This is a genomic window from Variovorax sp. Sphag1AA (assembly GCF_014192575.1).
Taxonomy (GTDB): Bacteria; Pseudomonadota; Gammaproteobacteria; order Burkholderiales; family Burkholderiaceae_C; genus Variovorax.
The window spans coordinates 985,217-1,006,769 of the sequence record NZ_JACHYC010000002.1; the positions used below are offsets into that span (position 1 = coordinate 985,217).

21 protein-coding genes and 1 pseudogene are annotated in these 21,553 nt (G+C 66.5%); 4 read left to right on the forward strand and 18 right to left on the reverse strand.

Translation table 11 applies throughout. The features are described 5' to 3' along the window. Nucleotides 1-6 precede the first annotated feature (6 nt). Nucleotides 7-981 (forward strand): tripartite tricarboxylate transporter substrate binding protein, encoded by a 975-nt coding sequence (locus FHW64_RS11270; RefSeq protein WP_184525999.1) that lies wholly within the window; start codon nt 7-9, stop codon nt 979-981. Between the two features lie 5 nt (nt 982-986). Here FHW64_RS11270 and FHW64_RS11275 read toward each other — a convergent pair whose 3' ends face one another. The 15 genes and pseudogenes from FHW64_RS11275 to FHW64_RS11340 form a co-directional block, all read right to left on the reverse strand. Further along, nucleotides 987-1,364, reverse strand: a complete 378-nt coding sequence (locus tag FHW64_RS11275; RefSeq protein ID WP_184526001.1) for a VOC family protein — start codon at nt 1,362-1,364, stop codon at nt 987-989. Between the two features lie 23 nt (nt 1,365-1,387). Beyond that, complete coding sequence (locus tag FHW64_RS11280) at nt 1,388-2,863, reverse strand: SRPBCC family protein (protein WP_184526003.1); 1,476 nt, start codon at nt 2,861-2,863, stop codon at nt 1,388-1,390. 1 nt (nt 2,864) lies between these two features. Further along, nucleotides 2,865-3,308 (reverse strand): SRPBCC family protein, encoded by a 444-nt coding sequence (locus FHW64_RS11285; protein ID WP_184526005.1) that lies wholly within the window; start codon nt 3,306-3,308, stop codon nt 2,865-2,867. Between the two features lie 3 nt (nt 3,309-3,311). After that, entirely contained in the window at nt 3,312-5,009 is a 1,698-nt protein-coding gene (locus FHW64_RS11290) for a flotillin family protein (RefSeq protein ID WP_184526007.1), read from the reverse strand. 15 nt (nt 5,010-5,024) lie between these two features. After that, entirely contained in the window at nt 5,025-5,858 is an 834-nt protein-coding gene (locus tag FHW64_RS11295) for a phosphoenolpyruvate hydrolase family protein (protein ID WP_184526009.1), read from the reverse strand. 16 nt (nt 5,859-5,874) lie between these two features. Continuing rightward, a complete protein-coding gene (locus FHW64_RS34715) occupies nt 5,875-7,092 on the reverse strand; it encodes a Tm-1-like ATP-binding domain-containing protein (RefSeq protein ID WP_311733290.1) in 1,218 nt (405 codons plus the stop codon). Nucleotides 7,093-7,614: 522 nt separating this feature from the next. Beyond that, a pseudogene (locus FHW64_RS34720) lies at nt 7,615-8,124 on the reverse strand (ABC transporter ATP-binding protein); the annotation flags it as partial. Beyond that, on the reverse strand, nt 8,121-8,942 hold the full coding sequence (locus tag FHW64_RS11305; RefSeq protein ID WP_184526013.1) for an ABC transporter ATP-binding protein: 822 nt from the start codon (nt 8,940-8,942) through the stop codon (nt 8,121-8,123). The gene FHW64_RS11305 and the pseudogene FHW64_RS34720, both read right to left, overlap by 4 nt. Nucleotides 8,943-8,945: 3 nt before the next feature. Next, nucleotides 8,946-10,199 carry an ABC transporter substrate-binding protein gene (locus FHW64_RS11310; RefSeq protein ID WP_184526015.1) on the reverse strand — a complete coding sequence of 418 codons (1,254 nt, stop codon included), beginning with the start codon at nt 10,197-10,199 and terminating at the stop codon, nt 8,946-8,948. Between the two features lie 17 nt (nt 10,200-10,216). Beyond that, on the reverse strand, nt 10,217-11,359 hold the full coding sequence (locus FHW64_RS11315) for a branched-chain amino acid ABC transporter permease (RefSeq protein WP_221210255.1): 1,143 nt from the start codon (nt 11,357-11,359) through the stop codon (nt 10,217-10,219). Next, the gene (locus tag FHW64_RS11320; RefSeq protein WP_184526018.1) at nt 11,356-12,297 is read right to left on the reverse strand and encodes a branched-chain amino acid ABC transporter permease; all 942 of its coding nucleotides are present in this window, start codon (nt 12,295-12,297) and stop codon (nt 11,356-11,358) included. The genes FHW64_RS11315 and FHW64_RS11320 overlap by 4 nt, the downstream gene beginning before the upstream one ends. Beyond that, on the reverse strand, nt 12,294-13,577 hold the full coding sequence (locus FHW64_RS11325) for an amidohydrolase family protein (protein WP_184526020.1): 1,284 nt from the start codon (nt 13,575-13,577) through the stop codon (nt 12,294-12,296). The genes FHW64_RS11320 and FHW64_RS11325 overlap by 4 nt, the downstream gene beginning before the upstream one ends. 19 nt (nt 13,578-13,596) lie before the next feature. Next, entirely contained in the window at nt 13,597-14,886 is a 1,290-nt protein-coding gene (locus tag FHW64_RS11330) for an amidohydrolase family protein (protein ID WP_184526022.1), read from the reverse strand. A gap of 2 nt (nt 14,887-14,888) precedes the next feature. Next, a complete protein-coding gene (locus FHW64_RS11335; protein WP_184526024.1) occupies nt 14,889-15,686 on the reverse strand; it encodes an alpha/beta fold hydrolase in 798 nt (265 codons plus the stop codon). A 4-nt stretch (nt 15,687-15,690) separates the two neighbouring features. Further along, nucleotides 15,691-16,557, reverse strand: coding sequence for a fumarylacetoacetate hydrolase family protein (locus tag FHW64_RS11340; protein WP_184526026.1), 867 nt, complete (start codon nt 16,555-16,557; stop codon nt 15,691-15,693). A gap of 170 nt (nt 16,558-16,727) precedes the next feature. On the opposite strand from FHW64_RS11340, the gene FHW64_RS11345 reads away from it, so the two are divergent. After that, nucleotides 16,728-17,456 (forward strand): TetR/AcrR family transcriptional regulator, encoded by a 729-nt coding sequence (locus FHW64_RS11345; RefSeq protein ID WP_184526028.1) that lies wholly within the window; start codon nt 16,728-16,730, stop codon nt 17,454-17,456. Nucleotides 17,457-17,494: 38 nt separating this feature from the next. On the opposite strand, the gene FHW64_RS11350 is transcribed toward FHW64_RS11345, so the two are convergent. After that, nucleotides 17,495-18,298 carry a ferritin-like domain-containing protein gene (locus FHW64_RS11350; protein WP_184526030.1) on the reverse strand — a complete coding sequence of 268 codons (804 nt, stop codon included), beginning with the start codon at nt 18,296-18,298 and terminating at the stop codon, nt 17,495-17,497. Between the two features lie 39 nt (nt 18,299-18,337). Here FHW64_RS11350 and FHW64_RS11355 point away from each other — a divergent pair, with 39 nt between their 5' ends. Beyond that, complete coding sequence (locus FHW64_RS11355) at nt 18,338-18,862, forward strand: gamma carbonic anhydrase family protein (protein WP_184526032.1); 525 nt, start codon at nt 18,338-18,340, stop codon at nt 18,860-18,862. Continuing rightward, nucleotides 18,862-19,860 (forward strand): Hsp33 family molecular chaperone HslO, encoded by a 999-nt coding sequence (locus FHW64_RS11360; protein ID WP_184526034.1) that lies wholly within the window; start codon nt 18,862-18,864, stop codon nt 19,858-19,860. Before FHW64_RS11355 ends, FHW64_RS11360 begins: the two co-directional genes overlap by 1 nt. Nucleotides 19,861-19,878: 18 nt before the next feature. Here the strand turns inward: FHW64_RS11360 and FHW64_RS11365 are convergent, their stop codons facing one another. Further along, the gene (locus FHW64_RS11365) at nt 19,879-20,862 is read right to left on the reverse strand and encodes a hypothetical protein (protein WP_221210256.1); all 984 of its coding nucleotides are present in this window, start codon (nt 20,860-20,862) and stop codon (nt 19,879-19,881) included. A gap of 9 nt (nt 20,863-20,871) precedes the next feature. Next, nucleotides 20,872-21,522 (reverse strand): AAA family ATPase, encoded by a 651-nt coding sequence (locus tag FHW64_RS11370; protein ID WP_184526036.1) that lies wholly within the window; start codon nt 21,520-21,522, stop codon nt 20,872-20,874. Nucleotides 21,523-21,553 lie beyond the last annotated feature (31 nt).

Genomic DNA, 21,553 nt, shown 5'->3' on the forward strand with positions numbered 1-21,553 from the left:
GTTTTCATGTCCTTGAACAAACACCGGCGCGCACTCGTGGCGGGGCTGGGTCTTTCATTCATCGCTGCATTTGCGCATGCACAGGCCGTACCGAAGACCGTTCGCCTCATCGTGGCCTATCCCTCGGGCGGGGTCAGTGACGTCGTCGCACGTGCCTTGGCTGACAAGCTCGCGGCGCAACTCGGCGTGACCTTCATCGTCGAGAACAAGGCCGGCGCGAGCGGCACCATCGGCATGGACGCGGTCGCCAAGGCCGCGCCCGATGGTGCAACGCTGGGCTTCTCATCGATCAGCCCGCTGGTGCTCAACCCACATCTTGTGAAGTCCCCCTTCGATCCGATGAAGGACATCGCGCCCGTGGTGAGCGTGATGTATTCGCCCGTGCTGCTGCTCGCAACACCGGCCACCGGGACGCGCGACTTCAAGTCGCTGATCGACGATGCGCGCGCGCGTCCGGGTGCCATTCGGTGGGCCACGTCAGGTCAGGCTTCGCTGGGCCACATCGTGCTCGAACAGGTGCGCGCCGTGGCGAAGGTCGACATCACGCACATCCCCTACAAGGGCGGTGGTCAGCAATTGACTGACGCCGTCGGCGGGCAGTTCGAGATCCTGTCCACCAATGCCGGGCCGTCGGTTGCGACGCAGATCCAGACGGGCAAGCTGCGCCCGCTGGCGGTGGCCGCACCGACGCGTCTCGAAAGCCTGCCGAAGGTGCCGACGCTGGCCGAACTGGGCTACGCCGCCGCCAACCAGACGTCGCTGTTCGGCGTCTTCGCGCCTGCAGGCATGTCGCCGATCCTGATCGAGAAGTACAACGTCGAGATCAACAAGGCGCTCGCGAGTCCTGATCTTCGCGAGAGGCTGAAGCAGTCGGACAACGTGCCGACCGGCGGGCGTGCGGAGGACTTCGCGGCCGAGATCGCGAGCGAGTTCGCGAGCAATGGGCAGATCATCCGCGCCGCCGCGATCAAGCCTGAATGAACGACCTACAGCGTCTCTGACGGATCGAAGTCCAGTTCGACCTTTGCGCCGTTCGGGTCGTAGCAGAACAGTTGCCACGTCCCGGCACCCGCTTGCTGCCGCAGGTCGTACTTCGTGCCGCTGGCGTCGAACCGCGCTTTCACTTCGCGCAGTCCGCGCGCGGTGAATGCCATGTGGTCGATCACGCCCACGCGCTGCTCCGGTGGTTTGCGGTCGAAGTACAGGTGCAGCACGGCCTGTGGCGCATCGCCGTAGAGCCATGCGCCATCGAAGCCCAGGTTCGGCCGGTGGCCGACCTTGAGGCCGAGGAGGCCGGTGTAGAAGTCCAGCGTCGCCTTCGGGTCTTCCGCGATCACGGTGAAGTGGTTCATGCCGACGATCATTCGTGTTCTCCTTGCGGGTTCGGTCAGGGCACCAGCACCAGCGCGCCGATGGTGGCGCGCGATTCAAGTCGTGCATGCGCATCGGCGGCGGCTTCGAGGCCGAAGCGTTCGATCGGCGGTTGACGGATCGATCCATCGGCCAGCGCGTCCCACACGCGTTGCGCACGCTGTGCAAGCTGTTCATTCGTGGCGGTGTAGTCGAAGACGACCGGCCGCGAGAAGCTCAGCGATTTCGCGACCAGGGCATCCGGCGGCAGTGGCGAGAGTGGGCCACTGGCCTGCCCGAGGCTGATCCAGTGGCCGCGTCGCGCAAGGGCGGCGAGGTTTTCTTCGCGCGCCGCATCGCCGAGGCCGTCGATCACCACATCCGCGCCGCCGCACACGCGCTGCACTGCATCGGCAAAGCGGTAGTCGCGCGTGACGATCACATGCTCGCAGCCGTGCTCGCGGGCGACGCGGGCTTTCTCTTCGCTCGACACGGTGCCGATCACGGTCGCACCCAGCCGCCGTGCCCACGCGCAGACGAGCAGGCCCACGCCACCGGCCGCCGCATGCACCAGCAGCCGCGTGCCGCGTTGCACATGGCCCAGGTCGCGCAGCAAGTAGTCGGCCGTGATGCCCTTGAGCAGCAGCGCGGCAGCTGTCGCGTCTTCAACCGCCGCCGGCAGGCGCACCACCCACTCGGCCGGCACGCTGCGCACGCCGCAGTACGCGCCTGGCATCGGGCCGAGATAGGCGACACGATCGCCCGGCAGAACGCCGGTGACTTGCGCTCCGACATCGAGCACGCTGCCCGCGGCCTCCATGCCGGGAACGCCCGGCGATGCGGGCGAGACCGGCATCAGCGATGGAATCCATCCACGTCGCAGATAGACGTCGAGGAAGTTCACGCCGATTGCGCGCTGCTGGATGCGCACTTCGCCCGGCCGTGGCGCAGCCGCGTCGGCAGTTTGCGGTCGCAATACTTCGGGGCCGCCATAGCGCTCGACCGCGATCCGGCGAGTGGGCAAGGGCAGGGCAGTGGGCATCGGCGCGCTGCCGGGTGTACGCAGATCGCCACCCTGGCGCAGGTGGCGACGCAGGTTCTCGAAGCCGGCCTCGTACACATCGCGCGCCACCATCTCGCGCAATTCGCGTTCCATGCCGGGCGGCGTGGAGAAGGTCGAGGTCCAGTGCCAGAAGGTGCGGTTGCCGTCCGTCACCGGTTTGAGCGTGACCGTGGAGACATATCGCTGCAGCGGCACGGTGGCCTCGACGATGCAGTAGGTGCTCTTGTGCTCGGTGTCCGACAGCGTCAGCAGTTGCTCGCGGATCCGGTTGCCGTCGCGGAGCGTGAAGCTGCGCACGCAGCCGACCTGGTCGCTGCGCTCCTGCGCCTCGATGCGACTCTGCTCGACCACGTCATGCCATTGGTCGTGGCTGTTGAAATCGCGCAGCACCGCCCAGACGCGCTCGATGGGCGCGTCGATGATGGTCGAGCGGACGACACGCTGGAGCATCTCAACGGCTCGTTCCGAAGTGGCGTTTCAACGCATCGAAGCCGCCCTGGAAGACGCCATGCCCGATCGTCTCGGTCAGCTCGCGCTCGCGGCTTTCGTCGCATTCGAACTCGGCACTCCACTCGGCAAAGCAGCGCACGCCATCGGTCACCGGCGTGAGCTTGAGCGTTGCGACATAGTTGGCTACGCCCATCGGGCTTTCGAGGATCTCGTAAGTGCAGCTGTATTCGTAGTCCGACAGGGCCAGCAGCCGCTCGCGGATCGTCCCGCCGTCGCGCGTGTGGAAGTGGCGGATGCAGCCGACGCGATCGGCCGGCTGGCCGTTCTCGATGCGGCTGTCCGCGATGCCCGGGTGCCACAGCGGCATGCCGTTGAAGTCGCGGATGCGCGACCACACGTTGTCCGCGCTGGCGTCGATCACGCTCGACACATAGACCTGCACCATGCGCTATTCCCCGCTGCCGCTCTTCGGCGTGCCGGCGGGCAGGGCGGCCTGCGCGCCGCTGGCATCGCCGACCAGGCGCTGGATGTCGCCGCCCTCGATGCCGATCTCGCGCAGCAACTGGTCCACCAGCGGCGCCTGAGCACGGAAGCGCAGTGCGGAGTTGACGAGACCGTCGGCAAACCCGCCGCCGTCGCCGTTGCGCTCGCCGCCCGACGAGCCGCCGAGTCCGTCGACATGCAGGATCTTGATGCCCTCGATGCGTTCCATCGGCCGCACCGATTCGCGAATGATCGCCTCGGCCTTCTCGACCAGCTTCATGCGCAATGCCGACATGCGTGCCTCCGGCGACAGCATGTTGTGCGCTTCATTCATCATGCGTTGCGCTTCGGCCTCCATCTCGGCACGTACGCGCATCGCCATCGAGCGGATCTTCTCGGCTTCTGCGTCGGCTTCGGCCTGTGCGCGCACGGCCGCACCCCGGTCGGCGCTCGCGTCCTTCTCCGCTTGCGCGGCGGTCGTGAGGCGCAGCGCGTCACGTTCGGCAGCCTGCGCGGCAGCGATGAGTTCGATCGCCTTCTTGCGTTCAGCCATCTCGACTTCGCGTGCGGTGAACACCTTCTCTTCCGCTGCCACGGCCTGTGCGCGAGCGGCTTCTGCCTCGGCCTGCGCTTCGCTCTGCGCCTTGCTCTCACGCGCGATCGCGATGGCGCGCTGCTGCTCGGCGAGTTCGAGTTGCAGCCGGCGTTCGATCTCCGCGCCCTGAATCGCGCGCTCCTTGCCGATGCGCTCCTGCTCGACGGTCTGCTCCGACCGGATGCGGGCCGCGTCGATGCTCTGCTTGGCCGCGATCTGTGCGCTTTCCGCATCCTGCTCGCGCTGGGCACGCTCTGCTGCCAGTTCCGCGCGCTGGCGGGCGCGGGCAATCTCCACCTCGCGCTGCTGCGAAAGGCGCGCGTGCTCGCCTTCGCGATCGATCTCCAGCGAGAGCTTCTCGGCTTCGAGGTTCTTGTTGCGGATCGCGATCAGCGTGTCTTGCTCGACGTCGTTGCGCTGCTTCTTGCGACGCTCGATCTGCTCGGTGAGCCGCGTCAGACCCTCGGCGTCGAAGGCGTTGCTCGGGTTGAAGAACTCCATCGCGGTCTGGTCGAGCTGTGTGAGCGATGCGGCTTCGAGCTCCAGGCCGTTCTTCGTGAGATCGCCCGCCACGGCTTCGCGTACGCGCCTCACGTAGGCGCCGCGCTTCTCGTGCAGTTCCTCCATCGTCATCTCGGCGGCGGCGGTGCGCAGTGCGTCGATGAACTTGCCTTCCACCAGTTCCTTGAGCTGCTCGGGCTCCATGGTGCGCAGACCGAGCGTCTGCGCCGCGGCGGAAACCGACTCCGCGTTGGCCGCGACCCGCACATAGAACTCCGCGATTACATCGACGCGCATGCGGTCCTTGGTGATCAGCGCCTTGTCGCGGCCCCGACTCACTTCGAGCCGCAGCGTGTTCATGTTGACGGGGATCACGTCGTGCACGATCGGCAGCACGAAAGCACCGCCGTCGAGCACCACCTTCTGGCCGCCGAGCCCGGTGCGCACGAAGGCACGCTCCTTGGAGCTTCGCAGGTACAGCCAGTGCAGCAGCCAGACCGCGAGCGCGACGACGATCGCGACCACGATCAGGCCGAGGATGAAGTTGCCGAATTGAGCACCTGACATGGATGTCGTCTCCTCTTAATCTCTGGTCATCTGGACGAAGCGGCGCGTCGTCTCGGTGAGCGCCGTCTCTGCGGGCAGCCGCTCCATCGAGCTGGCGCCGTAGAAGCCGTGGCAGTTGGGGCAGCGCGCGAGCACGTAGCGTGCGTCCTCCGGCGTGGCGATCGGGCCACCGTGACACAGCACGATGGTGTCGGGCTTCACCGACCTCGCGGCGGCGGCCCATTCGTTGATGCGCGGTATGCAGTCGTCGAGCGTGAACGCGGTCTCCGCGCCGATCGCACCGCCGGTCGTGAGGCCCATGTGGCACACCACGATGTCGGCGCCGACCTCGGCCATCGCGCGCGCATCGGCTTCGCTGAAGACGTAGGGCGTGGTCAGCAGCTCGAACTCGCGGGCGCGTGCGATCAGGTCGACTTCGAGCTGGTAGCCCATGCCGGTCTCTTCGAGGTTGGCGCGGAAGGTGCCGTCGATGAGGCCCACGGTCGGGAAGTTCTGCACGCCCGAGAAGCCCAGCGCGATCAGGCGCCGCAGGAACTCGTCGGGGATCATGAAGGGATCGGTGCCGTTCACGCCCGCGAGCACTGGCGTGTGCCTGACGACAGGCAGCACCTCGCGCGCCATCTCGCAGACGATCTCGTTCGCGTTGCCGTAGGCCATCAGGCCGGCGAGCGATCCGCGCCCCGCCATGCGGTAGCGGCCGGAGTTGTAGATCACGATCAGGTCGATGCCGCCGGCTTCCTCGCATTTCGCCGAAAGGCCGGTGCCGGCGCCGCCGCCGATGATCGGCCGGCCCGACGCGATCTTGTCGCGCAGTCGTTGCAGGAGGGTGATGCGGGCGATGCGTGGCATGGGGTCCTCCTCCTCTTCAGGCGCGCCTGATGTTCGCGGCCGGTCGCGACACTTCGTGCCACGCGGCGGCCAGCGCATCGGCGAAAGCCTCGTCGTTGATGTGCAGCGGCAGGCGCAGCAACTTGCGCTCCGCGCTGGTGCGGAAACCCTGCTCGATGGCGGTGAACAGCGCGCGATCGGCCTCCGGGTCGTGAAAGGGCTGCCCCGGCCGGTCGATCGACGAGACGCCGCCTTCGGGGATCAGGAACCGCACCGGCCCGCGCATTGCATTGAGCTTCGTCGCGATGAATTCGCCGACTGCGCGGCACTCGTCGGCGGTGGTGCGCATCAGCGTCACGGTCGGGTTGTGGCGGTAGAGCTTGCGGGCGCGATAGCGCTCGGGCACCGTGTCCCACGCGCCGAAGTTGATCATGTCGAGTGCGCCGCACGAACCCACGTAGGGCAGCGCGTGCCGCGCAAACACATCGAGCCGCGTCGGACCGGCAGAGAGCACGCCGTCGCCGATCTCGTCGGCGATCTCGGTGGTGGTCACGTCGATCACGCCAGCCAGCAGGCCGGAGTCGGCGAGCTTCTCCATCGACTGGCCGCCGACGCCGGTGGCGTGGAAGACGAGACAGTCGTAGTCGTCCTCCAGGCGCTTGGTGAGCATCTGGACGCAAGGCGTGGTGACGCCGAACATCGTGAGGCCGAGCGCAGGCTTGCTGGTGGATCCGGTCAGTGGCGGGTGCGCGATCATGCCCGCGAGAGCGTTCGCGGCATTGCCGAGCACCGCTTCGCTGATGCGATGGATGCCCTGCACATCGGTGACCGAATACATCATGCAGATGTCGCTCGGGCCCACGTAGGGGCGCGTGTCGCCGCTCGCCATGGTGGAGACCATCACCTTGGGCACGCCGATCGGCAATGCGCGCATCCCTTGCGTTGCCATCGAGGTGCCACCTGAGCCGCCTGCCGAGATGATCCCGCCGAGGTCGCGACGGGTGCGGATGAACGACTCGAAGGCGAGCGCCATCGCGCCGGTCGCTGCGCCCCGGTCGTCGCTGAAGACGGCGGATTCGCCCTGCGGATGGTGACGTGCCACCTCGCGCGGATGCACGCTGGCCGGCGAGGGCTTGCCGGAGGTTGCGAGGTCGACCGTGACCACGCGCAAACCGAGCCGCTCCAGGCACTGGCGCAGGTAGAACAGTTCGCGGCTCTTGGTGTCGAAGGTGCCGCAGACGTAGGCCGCACGCACGCTGCTGGCCGCGACGGGGAAGTCGAACACCTGTGGTGCGGCGACGGTCGGAGCCGGCGTAGGTGGGGACGCCTGAGGCGCTTCCACCGGCTGCCGCACGATGTCGGCGACCGGCGCTGCCGTGCCGCCCGCGTTCCAGCGCGTGAAGCCGCGCACCGTGCGCGGTGCGATGTCGTCGAGCGAAGGCGTGCCGTCGCCATGTGCGCGTCGCACGGTAAAGACCTGCGTCGGAGGCGGTTCGTCGCTTGCACTCGGGGCGCTGCCGATCTCGTCGTCGTGACCGTTGGAGCGCACGCCGAGCAGGCGCTCCTGCAGGTCGAGGTCCGCCGCGAGCTGCGATGCCGGCATCTGTTGCGCGATGCGTCCGTTGACCATCACGCCGATGCGATCCGCCACCGAGATCGCGACGCCGAGGTTCTGCTCGATCAGCAGCACCGCGATGCGACCCTCGGCCGCGAGGTCGCGCAGCGACTGCGCCACCTGCTCGACGATGACCGGCGCGAGGCCCTCCGTGGGCTCGTCCATCACCAGCAGCTTCGGGTTGAGCAGCAACGCGCGCCCGATCGCGAGCATCTGCTGCTCGCCGCCCGACAGTTGCGCGCCGCCATGTCCCCGGCGTTCGGCAAGGCGCGGGAACATCGAATAGACGCGATCGACCTCGCGCCGCTTGCTCGCGACGAGGCGCAGCGTTTCATCCACCGACAGCGAGGGCCACACGCGGCGCCCCTGCGGCACATAGGCGATGCCGCGCCGCGTGATCTCGTTGGACGCGAGGCCGAGGATCTCTTCGCCCGCGAGCCGGATGCTGCCGCGCGCCGGCACCATGCCGGTGATCGCATTGCACAGCGTGGTCTTGCCCATGCCATTGCGACCGACGATGCCGAGCACGCCGCGCTCGAGCACGAGGCTCACGCCCTGCAGCGCATGTGCGTGGCCGTAGAAGACGTCGAGCGAATCGATCGCGAGCACCGGCGCGTTGTTGGGCAGTGTGCCGTCGCGCTCGCTGCGATCGTTTCGGAACCAGCCGGTCATTGGCGGCTCCCCATGTAGATGGCCTGCACCTGGGCATCGCCCTCGATCTCCTCGGGGCTGCCGGTGCGCAGGGTTCGGCCGTTGTGCATCACCGTGACGCGGTCGACCACGCGCAGGGCGATTTCCAGATCGTGTTCGATCAGCACGAAGCTCATGTGCGCCGGCAGCGAGCGCAGCAGCGCGACCAGTTCGCGCCGCTCGGCCGGGGACAGGCCCGCAGCGGGCTCGTCGAAAAGAATCAAACGCGGCGCACCCGCGAGCGCCATGCCGATCTCGAGCTGGCGCTGCTGTCCGTGTGCAAGGTTGGCGACCTTTTCGTCTGCGATGTGCGTGAGCCGCGTGCGTTCGAGCAGGTCCTGTGTCGCGCGCGTCGATGCATGTCCGCCTCGCGCCCGCAAGAAGCTGAAGCGCCCGCTCGCCACGCCACGCACGGCCAGGAAGAGGTTGTCGCGCACGCTGAGCTCGCGGAACAGCAGCGACGACTGATAGGTGCGCCGCAGTCCCTTGCGAATGCGTTCGTGCGGCGGCAGTTCCGTGATGTCCTCGCCGAAGAACTGGATGCGCCCCGCGGTCGGCGGGAAGTCGCCGGTGATGGCGTTGAAGAGCGTCGTCTTGCCCGCGCCGTTCGACCCGAGGATCGCGTACTTCTGCCCCGCGGCGACGGTCAGCGAAACATCATCGACCGCACGCAGGGCGCCGAAGGCGCGCGTCACCCCCTCCAGCCGCAGCGCGTCGCCTGACAGCAGCTGCGTGCCGGCGACCGCATGCGCAGCGCTGCTGCGCGCTGCGGCCGAACGGAGGGGAGTGATCGTGGCCATGCGTCAGGTGCGGCAGTCAGGCACGTCGCGGGTGCCGAGGCCCATCTTCTTGAAGTCGGCCTCTGGCAGTCCCAGCGTCTGGCTGATGTTCGGCACCGTCTTCACCACCTTGTTGTAGAACGATCCGTCCGGTGCCTTCGCAACTTCGGTGATGTAGGTGGTGCCCACGCCGTTGCGGTTGGCATCGATCTTCACTTCGCCGGCCGGGCCCTTGAAGTCGGTCTTCTGCAGAGCCTCGCGGTAAGCCTTCTGCCCATTCGAGAGATCACCCTTGACCGTATCGAGTGCGTCCAGCGCCGCCTTGGTGTTGATGTAGTAGAGGTACGCGAAGAGCGACGGGCTCGGGAAGCCGTCCTTGAAGTTGGCCTTGTAGTCGGCCACGAACTTCTTCCACTCGGCCGTATCGATCGAATCCGCCATCGGTCCTGCGGAGGCTGTGCCGAGGAGCGATTCACGGCGCTTGCCCTTGTAGTTGAGGACCGTCTGGTCGACCGTGATCGAGCCACCGATCATCGGCTTGTCGCCGCCTGCCTGCTCGTACTGCGTGAGGAAGTTCACCGCGTCAGAGCCGCCGAGCACCACCAGCAGCGCATCGGCGTCCTTCGGCACCTTCGCGATCACCGACGCATAGTCCTTGGTGCCCAGCGGCACCCAGGCCTTGTCGACCACCTTGCCGCCCTTGGCGCAGTAGCTGGCCATGAAGCCCTGCACCTGCGAGTACGGGAAGCCATAGTCCTCGGCAATCAGGTACACCTTCTTGTAGCCCTTGCCGAGCGCGTGCTCGCCCAGGCCGACCATCCATTGCGCGCCTTCGGTGTTGAAGCGGTAGAAGTTCGCCGCCGGATCGCTCAACGTCGCGCCTTGTGCGCCTGACGAGCCATTGATGAACGTGATGTTCGGCTGTGTCTTCGCGTAGTTCTTGACCGCGATGCCCTCGTCGCCCGACAGCGGGCCGATCATGATCTGCACCTTGTCCTGCTCGACCGCCTTGCGTGTGGCATTGACCGCCTTGTCGGGCGTGGCGTCGGACGACACCTTCACGAACTCGATCTTCTTGCCACCGGCCATGCCGTTCTTCTGCTTGAGCGCGAGGTCCGCGCCTCGCATGCCGTCCTGCCCGGGCGCAGCGAACGGTCCCTCGAGGGTGGCCAGCAGGCCGACCTTGAGGGTCTCCTGTGCGTACGCGAAGCCGGTCACCGTGACCAGCGCCGCCGCGGCGACGATGCCGCGTACGAACACTTTTCTCTCTCTGCTCATGTCTCGCTCCTTTGTTGTCAACGATGAAAGCGGCCGGGGCCGCGGTGGGGGAAAGAGGAGCCCAGGCGGTTGCGCGCGCTCTGCCAGAGGCCGAGCAGTCCGTCGGGTGAGAACAGCACGATCGCGAGGAAGACCCCGCCGATCACGAGATTGAAGCGTTCGCGGTCGACGAGGTCGATGGCGAAGTTCTGCAGCAGCACGAAGACGATGGCACCGACGAAGGCGCCGATGGGGTGCTTCATGCCGCCGAGCACGGCGATGATGAGGATGTTGATCATCGCGCCGGTACCAACGGTGCCGGGCGAGATGCGGCCGTTGTACCAGACCATCAGCACGCCGCCGACGGCCGCGAGGAAGCCGCTGACCGCATAGGCCGCAACGCGATGCGCGGTGACGTTGAACCCGAGTGCCTGCATGCGGCGCGGGTTGTCGCGGATGCCCTGGAGCGCCACGCCGAACGGCGCGCGAATGAGGTACTTGACCCAGAAGTAGCCCGCGAGCGAGCAGGCCAGCACCATGAAATAGAAGGGCACTGGCTGGTGCAGGTCCAGTCCGCCGATGACTGGGGGTGCGAGCTTGCTGAAACCCTGGAAGCCGTTGAACAGCGTGTAGTTCTGCTGAGCGAGATAGAAGAACGCCACGCCGACCGCGAGCGTGATCATGATCGTGTAGATGCCCTCGGTGCGGACCGAGAGCCATCCGATGCCCGCCGCAAACAGCGTGGCGAGTGCGACCGCGACGAGCAGCGCGAGCCACCATGGCCAGCCGAGGCTGATCGCGATATTGCTGCTGCTGCCGAAGATCGCGAGCATGTAGGCGGCGAATCCGGCCACCGTCATCTGCGCGAGAGAGACCATGCCGCCGTAGCCGCCCAGAAAGGTGAGGGACAGGGCGATGAGCCCGAGCGCGAGCGATTGGGCGCCGATCTGGTAGGTGAAGAAGGGCGATGCAACGAAGGGGTAGATGAGCACGAAGGCCAGCACGATGACGTGCCGCACGCGAATCGCGCGCCATGCGGAGGCCCAGCGTGATGGCGCGCTGACTTCCGGTGTGGAGGCTCGCGCAACCGGTTGAAGAGCCACCGCATCGCGCCCGCGCCGCGCCACGCCGGCCGCCGCAGCGGACGAGTTCATTGCGCGACGCCACTGTGCTGCGCTCATGCAGCTTTCCCCATCAATCCGCGTGGCTTGAAGGCCAGCGCGATCACCATGATCACGAAGGTGAACACCACGCTGTAGGTGGGCGCGTAGGCGAGGCCGAACTGCTCGGCGAGCCCGATCAGCAGAGCGCCGATCGCAGCGCCGACGACGCTGCCCATGCCGCCGACGATCACGACCACCAGCGAGGCGAGCAAGTAGCGCGTGTCCTCGCCTGGCGAGACCGACAAAGCCGTTCCGCCCACGACCCCGGCGAGCCCGGCCAGCCCGGCACCGATCGCGAAGGTCAGCGCGAACACCCGCTGCACATTCACGCCCGAGGCTGCGAGCATCGCGCGGTCATCCACGCCGGCGCGGATCATCATGCCGATGCGCGTGCGCGCCAGGAGAAGCCAGAGCCCGACGCCGATCACGATCGACGCCAGAAGCACCATCAGCCGGTAGGTCGGAAACTTGTTGACCAGCGGCAGGGTCGTTGAACCGTAGATCCATGCGGGCGGGTCGAAGGTGTAGATCTCCGCGCCCCAGATCCACAGCGCGAGATCCGCGAGCACGATCGAAAGGCCGATGGTCACCAGCGTCTGCCTCAGGTCCTGCCCCTGCATGTGCCGGAAGATCAGCACCTGCATCAGCAGGCCGAGAATCGCCGCCGACAGGAAGCCTGCGATCACCGCAAGCACCCACGAGCCGGTGTGCTCGCCAACCATCCAGCCGATATAGGCGCCGATGAGATAGAGCGACCCGTGCGCGAGGTTCACGTTACGCATCAGGCCGAAGACCAGCGTGAAGCCGCTCGCGACGAGGAAGTAGAGCGATGCGAGCGTGAGTCCGTTGAGCAGCGTCTTGAAGAAGAGCGATGCGTTGTCCGCGATCGCCCAGACGGCGAACACCGCGACCGGCAGGCCGAAGACGATCCACGGAATCCACCGCCGATACTTCATGCGGCGTGCTCCCAGCGCCGTTGCGCGCTGAACTCGGGCGCCTTGGCGAACTCGCCATCCTTCATCACCGCGAGGATGCGCTTCGGGTCGCGCAGGATAGAAAGGTTGGCGAGCGGGTCACCGTCCACCAGCAGCAGGTCGGCGAGATAGCCGTCCGTGATGGTGCCGAGATCATTGGGGCGCATCATGATCTGCCCGCCGTAGAGCGTCGTGCTGCGGATCGCCTCCATCGGCGTGAAGCCGAGGTACTTCACGAAGAACTCGAGGTCGCGTGCGTTCTGGCAGTGCGGCGTCATCGCGAAGCCGTAGTCGCCGCCCGGCAGGATGCGCACGCCGCGCCGGTGCATGGCCTTGAGCGATTCGAGCGCGTTGTCCCACTCGATCTGATAGCCCATCGCGCAAGCCTTCTCGTAGGTGATGCCGTAGGGCTCGGCCTCGTAGAGCATGGCGTAGAGGATCGCAATGCCGGGCGCGACGAAGACGCGGTCCTTCGCGGCTTCGAGCATGTCGAGCGTTTCCTCGTCGGTGAAGCTTGCGTGGTAGATCACGTCGATGCCGTGCCGCAGCGCCTGCTTGACCGAAGCGGCCGAGCGCGCGTGCGCGGTGCCGCGCTTGCCGCGCACACGCACTTCCTCCATCGCGGCATGGACTTCGGCGTCGCTCATCCAGGTGGTCTCGGCCGGTGAATCGGGCGTGAAGTTGTCGCCCGAGAGGTTGAGCTTGATGGAATCCACGCCGTACTTCAGGAACATGCGCACCGCCTTGCGCATCTCGTCGGCCGAGTTCACGTTGACGCCGAAGCTGAATTCCGGGAAGGGCAGATGCGGCAGCGTCTCGTCGCCGAGGCCTCCGGGGACGGTGATCTCCTGGCTCGCCGCGAGATAGCGCGGGCCGGGGATCTGGCCCGAGTTGATCGCGTTGCGGGTCACCACGTCGAGCCGGGGCTTAGCGCATGCCGCGCCGACACACGACGTGAAACCGGCCTGCAGATAGCGGCCTGCCACCTTCGCGCACCACAGCACGTGCTCTTCCAGTGGCATGCGCTGGATGGCGGCGAGCGTGGCCGCGTCGTTCCATGAGAAGTGCGTGTGGGCCTCGCACATGCCGGGCATCAGCGTGGCGCCCGCTCCATCGACCACCATGGCGCCGCTGGGCGCGATCGGTGCGGTGCTGCGGCCTACCTGCCGGATCCGGTTGCCGCGCACCAGCACGCTGCCGGCATACGGGTTCTGCCCGGTGCCGTCGAGGATGCGGACGTTGGTGAAGACAACATCGGCCATGTCGTTCTCCTTGGGGCCCTCATGCGGCCCAGCGGGTCGTGTGTGCGCGGCGCACGGGTGGCGCGCGGTGGAATTCGCCGTCCTTCATGACGGCCAGGATGCGCGCCTTGTCCTGCAGCACCGCGATGTCGGCGAGCGGATCGCCGTCGATCAGGAGGATGTCCGCGAGATAGCCCTCGCGGATGTAGCCGAGCACCTTGCCCATGCGCATCATCGGCCCGCCCCATGCGGTGGCGGAGAGAAGCGCTTCCATGGTGCTCATGCCCACGTACTTCACGAAGTACTCAAGGTCTTTCGCGTTGGTGCCGTGCGGCGTCCACGCAAAGCCGTAGTCGCCGCCGGGCAGGATGCGAATGCCGCGCTTGCGCATCGCCTTCATGCTTTCGATGGCGGCTTCGAGCTCGCGGTGGTAGCCCATCTGGCGAGTGACTTCCGGCGTCAGGCCCCATTCGCTGGCGTGATAGCTGGTGTTGATGAGCCACGCGAGGCCGGGCGCGATGAAGTGCTCGAACTTGTGCGCCTCGAGCATGTCCAGCGCTTCCTCATCGGTGAAGCTCGCGTGGTAGATCACCTCGATGCCCTGCTTGACGCACTGCTTGATCGACCATGTCGAGCGCGCATGCGCCGCGACGCGCTTGCCCCAGGCCTTGGCTTCCTGCACGCAGACGGCCACTTCCTCCTCGGTGAACTGGCTCATCTCGCTCGGCATGCCGGTGATCGATTCGCCAGAGAGATTGATCTTGAGCGAATCGACGCCGTACTTCGCAAACATGCGTACGCAGCGGCGCATCTCTTCGACGCCACTGACGACTGCGCCGAAAGCGAATTCGGGCTGCGGCAGGTGCGGCTGCGTGGTGTCCCCGAGGCCGCCTGGCACGGTGATCTCCTGGCTCGCTGCGAGGTAGCGCGGGCCGATGATCGTGCCGTCAGCGATCGCATTGCGGATCACCACGTCGAGCCGCGGCTTGGCGGTGGCTGCGCCGACGCAGCTTGTCCAGCCCATGTCCAGATAGCGCTTCGCGACTTCGGCGCACCAGAGGATGTGTTCTTCCGGCGGCATGCGCTGGATCGCGTCGAGGCTGGGCTGGTCGTTCCACGAGAAATGCGTGTGCGCCTCGACCATGCCGGGCATCAGGAAGGCGCCCGCGCCGTCGATGACCTGCGCACCCGCCACCGGCATCGAGGGCACGCCATAGCCCGTCTTCACGACGCGTGCGATGCGGTTGCCCTGCACGAGCACATCACCGGTGAACGGCGCCTCGCCGCCGCCGTCGAAGACGCGAACGTTGGTGAACAGCACGTCGGCCATGTTCAGTTCCTCGCTTGTGCGGCCAGGAAGTCGCGCAACTCGCGCTGGCACTCCTCGGGCCTTTCGATGGGCGTCCAGTGGCCGCAGCGCGGCAGGACCACCACGCGCTTTTCTGCTGCGCGGTGCAGTCGGTCGGCCATCGCGCGCACCGCTTGTGGTGGCGCGACGCCGTCTTCGTCGCCCGTGACCAGGAGCACGGGCGCTTCGATGCGCTCCACCTGCGCGGCGGGCGCACTGGCGAGCGCCTCGCAGCTTCGTGCGTAGGCTTCGCCGTCCTGGCGCATCAGGCTTTCGCGCACATAGGCGACGGCGACCGGGAGGCGCTGGCGCGTGTCGGCGGAGATTGCGGCTTGCAGCAATCCCTGGGTGATCTCCTGCATGCCCGACGCACCTTCACGTGCCTTCGCTGCGCGTGCTTTCATCGCGGTGCGTGCCGCATCGGGTGGTTCGATCAGCGGGCCGAAAAGCGCCATGCTCGCAACGCATTTCGGATGGTCGGCCGCGATGTGCTGGCAGACGATGGTGCCCATCGAATGGCCGATCCAGTGCGCGCGCGAGACGCCGAGGCGCTCGCACACACGCAGGAGTGCCTCGACATAGCGCGCGATGCTCAACTCGCCCTCTGCACGTTGCGAACGTCCACTGCCCGGCAGGTCCGCGCGAATCACGCGATGCCGCGCCAGCGCCGGCATCAGCGGTGTAAACGTATTGCCGCTGCCGCCCAATCCGTGGACGCAGACGACGACCGGGCCTTCGCCTTCGTCCTCGACTGCGATGCGATCGATGGTCTGGAATGCCATGGCTTCACTCGAAACGGTTTTCGATGACACCGACGCCATCGATCTCGATACGCACCACATCGCCTGAGCGGAGCCAGCGCGGCGGGTTGAATCCCATGCCGACGCCTGCGGGCGTGCCGGTCGCGATCACGTCGCCCGGATGCAGCGTGATGCCGCGCGAGCAGGTCTCGATCAGCGTGGGGATGTCGAAGATCATGTCTTTCGTCAGCCCGTCCTGGCGCGGCTCGCCGTTGACCCAGCCTCGCACGCGCGTGGCGCGGCCGTCGAGTTCGTCGGCGGTCACGATCCAGGGGCCCATCGGGCAGAAGTTGTCGAAGCTCTTGCCGAGGTCCCACTGCTGGTGGCGCATCTGCACGTCGCGTGCAGTCACGTCGTTCACGATCGTGTAGCCGAAGACGTGGTCCATCGCACGCGTGCGCGGGATGTCGCGGCCGCCGCGTCCGATGACCACGGCGAGTTCGGATTCATAGTCGACCTGGATCGTGGTGGACGCAGAAGGCATTCGCACCGTGTCGAAAGGGCCGATCACGCATTCACCGAGCTTGCCGAAGACGATCGGCCACGGATCGGTTGTCGGCATCGTCTCGCGAAACACCGTGCCGGCAAGCTCCTGCGCATGCGCGCGGTAGTTGCGGCCCACGCAGAAGAGGCTTCGCAGGGGGCGGGGCAGCGGGGCGCGCAGCGCGACGACGTCGACCGGCAGTCGCGTTCCGGAAGGCTGTGGGAGTGGTTCGCCGCGTGCCAGTGCCTGGATCAGCGGGAGAGCACCCCGGGTTGCATCGCCGGCGGCGAGCGGCGTAGCCTCGCGCCCGTCGGCCGAGATCGTGCCGACGTGCTCGCGTCCACCCCAACTCCAGCTGGCCAAGCGCATGCCGTTGTCTCCGGGTTGTCTCGCGAGTCCGTGGGACGTGCGTCCGATGCCGCGAGATCTGGATTTCCGATTTTTGAGACTTGCGTCTCAAATCGGGACCGGTGCATCATACGTGCCGTCCTCGGACCTTCACAAGACACGTCAGGCCAATCAGAACCCGTACAAACCCCATGGCTCGACTGAAGCACAAGCTGAGTGAACCCCCCGTGCCGCCAGAGCGCGGTGTCAGGGCTGCGACTTTCAAACTGCTGCTTGAAACCGCGATCGACATCATCCAGAAGAGCGGCCACATTCCTTCGGTGGCGGAGGCCGCCGCGCGGGCAAAGGTGTCGCGCGCAACCGCCTACAGGTACTTTCCGAGCCGCAGTGCGCTGGTGACGGCGGTCGTCGACAGTTCGCTCGGGCCGGTGCGCAAGCTGGCTTCGGATACGCCGGGCGGGCGCGAGCGGGTGCATGAGCTCTTTCTGCAGACCTTCCCGCGCTTCAAGGAATTCGAGGCACCGATGCGTGCTGCGGCGCAACTTTCGCTGGAGCAGTGGGGGCTGGAGCGGGCGGGCCTGCTCGAAGAGGAGCCCTACCGCCGGGGGCATCGCGTGCGGATTCTTGAACACGCTATCGCGCCACTGGTGCCGCAGCTTCGGCCTGCGGTGCGAGACAGGCTGCATCGTGCGTTGTCGGTCGTCTACGGCATCGAACCGTACGTCATCCTCAAGGACATCTGGGGACTGAGCGACCGGGAGGTGGAACGCACTGCGCTGTGGATGGCGGATGCGTTGATCGATGCGGCGCTGCGGGAGTCGGAGCACAAGCCTGCTGCGCGAGGTAACGGCGCAGCCGGCAAGCCGCGGAGCAGCACCAGCAACGGTGCGCGACGTCCAGCCGCGACTTCGAAGGGTTGATCGATCCGGCCGAAGTGACGCCGGAATCCGGTCGAAGTTCAGCCTTGTGAGAGGGCCTGAAGCTCTTCGTCGGTGAACCCGGCCTGAGCGCGAGCTTCGAGGTTGAAGGGCGCCTTCAGGCGGGGCGCTTCGTGGCGTCGGTAGAGCACCCGGTAGTGCGAGATCGGGTCGAGCCCGTCCCGCTCGCAAAGCCAGCGATACCAGCGGTTGCCGATCGCGACGTGGCCGACTTCGTCGCGCAGGATGATGTCGAGGATCGCGCACGCGGCATGCGCGTCTGGCGTGTTGACGCGCCGTAGCTTGGCCTGGATCAACGGCGTGGCGTCGAGCCCGCGCGCTTCGAGCGTGCGGGGCACCAGCGCCATGCGCGCGACGATGTCGTCCTTCGTCTTCTCGCACATGCTCCACAGGCCGTCGTGGCCGGTGAAGTCGCCGTAGCGGTGGCCCATCTCCTGCAGGTGCGCATGGAGAAGGGTGAAGTGCTGGGCCTCCTCGTCGGCGACACAGAGCCACTCCCGGTAGAAGTCCTCCGGCATGCCGTCGAAGCGCCAGGCAGCGTCGAGCGCAAGATTGATCGCGTTGAATTCGATGTGGCAGATCGAATGGATCAGTGCCGCACGGCCTTCCGGCGTGAAGGGAGAGCGCTTCCCGACGTCCATCGCAGAAACGCGCAGCGGGCGCTCCGGCCGGCCCGGTACGCCGGTGTCGTCGCCGGATGTGCGCACCGGCTGCAGCGAAAGGGGCTCATCGCCCAGTTGCGCGAAGAGCGCGCGGGTGGCGGCCACCTTCTGTTCGGGGTCTGTGAGGCGCAGCGCGGCAAGGGCGCGAAGGCGGGGGTGCATCCCTACAATTCTAGGTTTTCGACCTCTGGAGACTCCGCGATGGCCTTGTATGAACTCGATGGCGTGGCGCCGCAACTGGGAGAAGGCGCCTGGGTTGCCGACAGTGCGCAGGTGATGGGCAATGTCGTGCTGGCCGAGAACGCCAGCGTGTGGTTTGGCGCGGTGCTGCGCGGCGATACGGAATCGCTCCGGATCGGCCGCAACAGCAACATCCAGGACCTCTCGGTGCTGCATGCCGACCATGGCTGCCCGCTCAACATCGGGGAAAACGTCACCGTCGGGCACCAGGTGATGCTCCACGGCTGCACCGTCGGCGACAACTCGCTGATCGGCATCCAGGCGGTGATCTTGAATAACGCGAAGATCGGCCGCAATTGCATCGTCGGCGCCGGCAGCGTCGTGACCGAGGGCAAGGAGTTTCCGGACAACTCGCTCATCATCGGCTCGCCGGCCAAGGTGGTCCGTACGCTGGATGATGCCGCGGCCGCCAAGCTGCGGCAGAGCGCCGAACACTATGTCGAAAACGCCCATCGCTTTGCGAAGGGACTGAAAAAGATTGCTTGATGTCTGAACTTCACAAGTTCCTGTTCGAAGGCCTGCCGGTGCGCGGGATGATCGTGCGCCTGACCGAGTCCTGGCAGGAAGTGCTGGCGCGCCGTGCGTCGAACTCGGAGACGGGCGCCTATCCGCAGCCCATGGCCGAGCTGCTCGGCGAGATGACCGCCGCCGCCACGCTGATGCAAGCCAACATCAAGTTCAATGGCTCGCTGATCCTGCAGATCTTCGGCGACGGGCCGGTCAAGGTCGCTGTGGCTGAAGTCAAGCCCGACCTGAGCCTGCGTTCCACGGCCAAGGCCATGGGCGAGATCGCGGCCGATGCGAAGCTGTCGGACATGGTCAACGTGCACGGCAAGGGCCGCTGCGCGATCACGCTCGACCCCAAGGACAAGCTCCCGGGCCAGCAGCCCTATCAGGGCGTGGTGCCGCTGATCGACGAGAAGGGCAAGAAGCTCGAACGGATGAGCGAAATCCTCCAGCACTACATGCTGCAGAGCGAGCAGCTCGACACGACCCTGGTGCTTGCTGCCGACGACAAGGTTGCGGCCGGACTACTGATCCAGCGCCTGCCGGTGAAGGGCGAAGCCAATCTCGAAGGCACGGCCGAGGGCGGTCGTGAGCAGGTGCAGCAGGACCAGATCGGGCACAACGAGGACTACAACCGTATCTCGATCCTCGCGTCGAGCCTGACGCGCGACGAACTGCTGACGCTCGATGTCGACACGATCCTTCGCCGTTTGTTCTGGGAAGAGAAGGTGCTGCGCTTCGAGCCGCAGACCGGCATGCTGGGCCCGCACTTCGCGTGCACCTGCGGCCGCACCCGCGTCGAAAGCATGATTCGCGGCCTTGGCCGGGAAGAGGCCGACAGCATCATCGCGGAGCGCGGCAACATCGAGGTCGGATGCGACTTCTGCGGCAAGCAGTACCACTTCGATGCGGTGGATGCGGCGCAGATCTTCACCGCCCCCGGCGATCAGATGCCGGGCACCGCGGTCGTCCAGTAATTGCGCAGCGCGCGGCGATCAGTTGCGCCGCGCGGTTTCGAAGTCGCTGAAGCGGATGTCCGGCGCACTGGTGTTGTGGCGCGACGGCGTGGTCCGTGCAAACCGGACCTGCGCGGCTTCGATCGATGAAATCTCCGGCAACGGCTTGGTCTCCGGCGGGGCGGAGCGAGTCGATTGCCAGGTGAGTTCGCTCACGTCCGCGTTGTCCACCGCCAAATACATCGAGCGAAGCACCGCAAATGGCTGCGATTTCTGCGTGGCCGGGTGAAGCGATACGTCGAGTGCAGTGCGTTCTTCGCTGATCTCCGCGACCTTGACCGAGGCACTGCCGCCGTTGGCGAAGCGAAGACGGAACGAGAGCGGCTGCGTCTGGATCGTGATCGACGAGATATTGACCACCGGCCGGCCAGCATCCTCGACCGGCCCCATGAGGAACGACGAGCCGTACACGCCATCGCCGAAGCGCGCCAATGGCAAAGGCTTGAGCCGCCAGTAGCCGTCAGCAGGGTAGAGCACCATCGCCTCCATCGGCTTCTTGCCCTTTTCCTTGCCCTTCGCGAAGACCTGGACCAGATGGAAGTCATTGCCTGAACGCGCGCCAACGCGCACAGGCACGCGATTCGGCCGCCAGAAGGACGGCAGCGTCATGCCGACGATCGTCCATTGCGGGCCGTCGTACAGCACCACGCGACGCGCCTTGAATTTGTAGCTCGGGTCGGTCGGGTGGTCGCCGCCATCGAAGTTGCAGGCCGAGAAGTCGGGCGTGGTGACGTCCTTTTCGATCTTGTCGATGTAGGAAGGCTGGAGCGCCTCGACGCGGAAATTCGTGATGCCCTGGCCGCGGAGGACCATCGAAACGTTGTCCTCCTCGGCGCAAGCCGTGGGGCGGGTCTTGTTCTCGACGGTTGCCGTTGCCGGGGCCGCGAAGGCGGTGGAGACGGCAAATGAGATGGCGGCGATGCCGGATGTTGCGAGGAGCGTGAGGTGCTGTGTACGTGCCATGGGTTTCCGCTAGGTACGGCCTGCGATGAGATCGCGGAAAAGCCGATGCTCGCACGCTGGATCGGAGCATTTGTCGCAGGGCCAGAACCATGCGCGCTCTCCTGAGGCCGTCCGGCCGGAACTCGAACTGACGCCCGCGTCTTCGGCCCGGGCGTTGATTGCGTTCCATGCACTGGCGAGCCGCTCCGGCCCGCGGCCGTGGATGACGGCGAACGGCGACCCGGCACGTGCAAGTGCGGCGCGCAGCAGCGCATCGGCCCGTTCCGCTTCGGCCTGCGCGGCGGGATCCGACCCTTCAGCTTGCGGAAGATCCAGCGCCATCAGCAGCGTGATCGCGTGACTGCGGTGCGCGGCCAAGGCATGGTCGTAGAGGGAGGAGTCGCCGAACCGTATGTCGGCTTCAACGGCGTTCATCAGCGCAGTCGAATCCGCGATCACCACTCCGCGTTGGGCAGCGGCTGCGATGCGATTCGTTTGCTCGAAGGCGGCTTGGGCGTGTTCTTGAACCGTTGGCGATCGCAGTGCAGGGGCAGCCACCAGCGCTGCGGCGACGCCACGCTGCAAAAGCCGCGCGGCAAGCGCATTCGCGAGTTCAGTCTTGCCGGTGCCTGGGGCACCCAGCACCGCAATCACGCAACCGACAGGAAGAGCGGGCGTCATGTCATCCCCGCGAGATTCAGGTCATCGGCCG

Bases quoted from the DNA above. Each gene is read 5' to 3' on its own strand.
- FHW64_RS11350 (WP_184526030.1), bottom strand. From the start codon at position 18,298: ATGCACCCCCGCCTTCGCGCCCTTGCCGCGCTGCGCCTCACAGACCCC.
- FHW64_RS11330 (WP_184526022.1), bottom strand. From the start codon at position 14,886: ATGGCCGACGTGCTGTTCACCAACGTTCGCGTCTTCGACGGCGGCGGC.
- FHW64_RS11305 (WP_184526013.1), bottom strand. From the start codon at position 8,942: ATGGCCACGATCACTCCCCTCCGTTCGGCCGCAGCGCGCAGCAGCGCT.
- FHW64_RS11295 (WP_184526009.1), bottom strand. From the start codon at position 5,858: ATGCCACGCATCGCCCGCATCACCCTCCTGCAACGACTGCGCGACAAG.
- FHW64_RS11360 (WP_184526034.1), top strand. From the start codon at position 18,862: ATGTCTGAACTTCACAAGTTCCTGTTCGAAGGCCTGCCGGTGCGCGGG.
- FHW64_RS11355 (WP_184526032.1), top strand. From the start codon at position 18,338: ATGGCCTTGTATGAACTCGATGGCGTGGCGCCGCAACTGGGAGAAGGC.
- FHW64_RS11335 (WP_184526024.1), bottom strand. From the start codon at position 15,686: ATGGCATTCCAGACCATCGATCGCATCGCAGTCGAGGACGAAGGCGAA.
- FHW64_RS11325 (WP_184526020.1), bottom strand. From the start codon at position 13,577: ATGGCCGATGTTGTCTTCACCAACGTCCGCATCCTCGACGGCACCGGG.
- FHW64_RS11315 (WP_221210255.1), bottom strand. From the start codon at position 11,359: ATGAGCGCAGCACAGTGGCGTCGCGCAATGAACTCGTCCGCTGCGGCG.
- FHW64_RS11280 (WP_184526003.1), bottom strand. From the start codon at position 2,863: ATGCTCCAGCGTGTCGTCCGCTCGACCATCATCGACGCGCCCATCGAG.
- FHW64_RS11275 (WP_184526001.1), bottom strand. From the start codon at position 1,364: ATGATCGTCGGCATGAACCACTTCACCGTGATCGCGGAAGACCCGAAG.
- FHW64_RS11365 (WP_221210256.1), bottom strand. From the start codon at position 20,862: ATGGCACGTACACAGCACCTCACGCTCCTCGCAACATCCGGCATCGCC.
- FHW64_RS11340 (WP_184526026.1), bottom strand. From the start codon at position 16,557: ATGCGCTTGGCCAGCTGGAGTTGGGGTGGACGCGAGCACGTCGGCACG.
- FHW64_RS11285 (WP_184526005.1), bottom strand. From the start codon at position 3,308: ATGGTGCAGGTCTATGTGTCGAGCGTGATCGACGCCAGCGCGGACAAC.
- FHW64_RS11320 (WP_184526018.1), bottom strand. From the start codon at position 12,297: ATGAAGTATCGGCGGTGGATTCCGTGGATCGTCTTCGGCCTGCCGGTC.
- FHW64_RS11345 (WP_184526028.1), top strand. From the start codon at position 16,728: ATGGCTCGACTGAAGCACAAGCTGAGTGAACCCCCCGTGCCGCCAGAG.
- FHW64_RS11270 (WP_184525999.1), top strand. From the start codon at position 7: ATGTCCTTGAACAAACACCGGCGCGCACTCGTGGCGGGGCTGGGTCTT.
- FHW64_RS11290 (WP_184526007.1), bottom strand. From the start codon at position 5,009: ATGTCAGGTGCTCAATTCGGCAACTTCATCCTCGGCCTGATCGTGGTC.
- FHW64_RS11370 (WP_184526036.1), bottom strand. From the start codon at position 21,522: ATGACGCCCGCTCTTCCTGTCGGTTGCGTGATTGCGGTGCTGGGTGCC.
- FHW64_RS11310 (WP_184526015.1), bottom strand. From the start codon at position 10,199: ATGAGCAGAGAGAGAAAAGTGTTCGTACGCGGCATCGTCGCCGCGGCG.